General features: G+C 39.8%; 4 protein-coding genes. All 4 read right to left on the bottom strand.

Annotation, left to right across the window (positions count from 1 at the left end; translation table 11 throughout):
* The coding region (locus BMY80_RS11835; protein WP_177178598.1) for a dTDP-4-dehydrorhamnose 3,5-epimerase family protein at nucleotides 1–125 on the bottom strand (125 nt) is incomplete at its 3' end.
* 22 nt (nucleotides 126–147) lie between these two features.
* Nucleotides 148–1,020 (bottom strand): glucose-1-phosphate thymidylyltransferase RfbA, encoded by an 873-nt coding sequence (gene rfbA / locus BMY80_RS11840; RefSeq protein ID WP_093143933.1) that lies wholly within the window; start codon nucleotides 1,018–1,020, stop codon nucleotides 148–150.
* Between the two features lie 29 nt (nucleotides 1,021–1,049).
* On the bottom strand, nucleotides 1,050–1,934 hold the full coding sequence (gene rfbD, locus BMY80_RS11845; RefSeq protein ID WP_093143936.1) for a dTDP-4-dehydrorhamnose reductase: 885 nt from the start codon (nucleotides 1,932–1,934) through the stop codon (nucleotides 1,050–1,052).
* A gap of 105 nt (nucleotides 1,935–2,039) precedes the next feature.
* A partial coding sequence (locus BMY80_RS11850; RefSeq protein ID WP_177178599.1) for a GDP-mannose 4,6-dehydratase occupies nucleotides 2,040–2,363 on the bottom strand: 324 nt, incomplete at its 5' end.

Below are 2,363 nucleotides of genomic sequence, written 5' to 3' on the forward strand. Positions count from 1 at the left end.
TTATCACATACAAATTCCCTGAAGAATGAATCTCTCCAGGTTTCCATAAAGTATCCGCGTGAATCTCCGAATACCTTCGGTTCTAAAATCTTTACATCTTCTATTTCAGTACTGATAACGTTCATTTCTTCTTCCTTTAAAATCTAATTAATTATTTCTTTCTGCCAGACTGAGCAGATATTTACCGTAATCGTTCTTCTTTAAAACCTGTGCCTGAGCAATTAAACTGTCTCTAGTTATGTATCCCTTGGTGTAGGCGATTTCTTCGGGACTGCTGATCAAACAATTCTGTCTTTTCTGGAGAGTTTTTATGTATTCACCGGCCTCCAGCAATGAATCATGAGTACCGGTATCCAGCCAGGCTATGCCTCGGCCAAAAACTCTAACTTTTAGTGTCTGTTTTTCCAGATAAATCTTATTTATATCCGTAATCTCTAATTCCCCACGAGGTGAAGGCTTTATGGATTTGGCATACTCAACCACCTTATTGTCGTAGAAATATAAACCGGTAACTGCATAATCAGATTTCGGCTCCTTTGGCTTTTCTTCCAAAGAAAGAACGTTACCATTCTTGTCAAACTCAACCACACCATACCTTTCAGGATCGCCAACCTTGTACCCGAAAACACAGGCCCCTTCTTTAAGAGCTGCACATTCGGTTAAGATTTTCCCCAATCCCTGACCGTGGTAAATGTTGTCACCCAATACGAGACATACACTGTCATCACCGATAAACTTTTCACCTATAATGAAAGCCTGAGCCAATCCTTCAGGTTTATGCTGAACCGCATATCTGATTTTTATGCCGAACTGTGAACCATCCTTAAGTAAAGAACCGTAGCTGTATGAGTCTTCCGGAGTGGTTATAATCAAGATATCCCTGATTCCTGCAGACATCAGAGTAGCCAAAGGATAATAAATCATCGGTTTGTCATATACGGGAAGAAGCTGTTTGTTGCATCCCATTGTTATGGGATACAGTCTGGTTCCTGAACCGCCTGCGAGAATAATTCCTTTCATTCAAATCTCCTCAAATCTGTAACCCGTAACTACTGGAGATAATGCTCAATGTAATTATCAATTTCTGACTTCCAATCGCTTGCAGAGATATCGAAAACATTTTTAATTTTGCTTAAATCAAGTTTTGAATTCTGCGGTCTGGTAGCTTTGGTTTTAAACATTGATGCCGGTATTGGCTTGATGGAAACATCTTTGGTAATGAGCTGTTTCTGACGGGAAGCTTCGTAAATGCTTTTTGCAAACTCAAACCAGCTTACGTCTTCCTTTCCTGAAAAATTAAAAATTCCCCAATCGGAGAAATCAGGGCGACTTTCAAGTACTTCGGCAATTCTTAAAATTGCGGAAGCGATATCCCCCGCAAAGGTAGGTCCGCCAATCTGATCACTTACCACGGTAAGTTCATCCCTTGATTTGAACAGATTAAGCATGGTCTTTACGAAGTTCTTTCCGTGTCTTCCGAAAACCCATGAAGTTCTCAAAATTACATACCTGCCGGTATTTGCGATAACTGCCTGTTCCCCGGCAAGCTTGCTCTTACCGTATGAATTTATGGGATTGACAGGATCGTTTTCCTGATAGTATCCGTCCTTGGTTCCGTCAAACACATAGTCAGTAGAAATGTGAATCAGAGGAACGTTATTTTTAGAACATAGGCCAGCCAGATTACCCACGCTTTTCGAATTAACTTCCAAAGCTTTTTCCGGTTCATCTTCTGCTTTTTCCACATTGGTATAAGCTGTTGCATTGATTACGAGAGATGGATTTACCTGACGGAAAACTTCCGCAACTTTTGAATAATCAGTTATGTCCAGCTGACTGCTGTTTGTTGCATAAAACTCCAGACCTTTTTTTTCAGCCTGTTCTGCAAGACAATGACCAACCTGACCATTGGAACCTAATATTAATAATTTCATACAAATTTCTTTATTTTTATTATTTAAACTGATAAGAAGACGTGGGAGAAGTTAATAATCTTGAGCGAATTTCCAGTCCCACACCTTCTTGTTTGAGATAGCCGATTAAGCGATATTCAGAATTTTCTTCAACCAGGAATCATTATCGAGATACCACAAAATAGTCTTCTGAATACCTGTTTCAAACGTTTCCTGAGGCTTGTAGTTAAGTTCATTCATTATCTTGGTTGCATCGATCGCGTATCTTCTGTCATGACCCAATCTGTCCTTTACATAGGTAATCAGTGTCTTGGTTGATACACCCTTTGATGCCGGGCAGTCAGGGTATTTAATCCTGTATGATTCATTGTCCCTGAACAGTGAATCAATCTTTTCACAGAGAAGATTTACGATATCAATATTGGTCCATTCGTTGATACCGCCGATGTT

The sequence above is a fragment of the Ruminobacter amylophilus genome, assembly GCF_900115655.1.
Classification (GTDB): Bacteria; Pseudomonadota; Gammaproteobacteria; order Enterobacterales; family Succinivibrionaceae; genus Ruminobacter; species Ruminobacter amylophilus.

Bases quoted from the DNA above. Each gene is read 5' to 3' on its own strand.
- rfbA (WP_093143933.1), bottom strand. From the start codon at position 1,020: ATGAAAGGAATTATTCTCGCAGGCGGTTCAGGAACCAGACTGTATCCC.
- rfbD (WP_093143936.1), bottom strand. From the start codon at position 1,934: ATGAAATTATTAATATTAGGTTCCAATGGTCAGGTTGGTCATTGTCTT.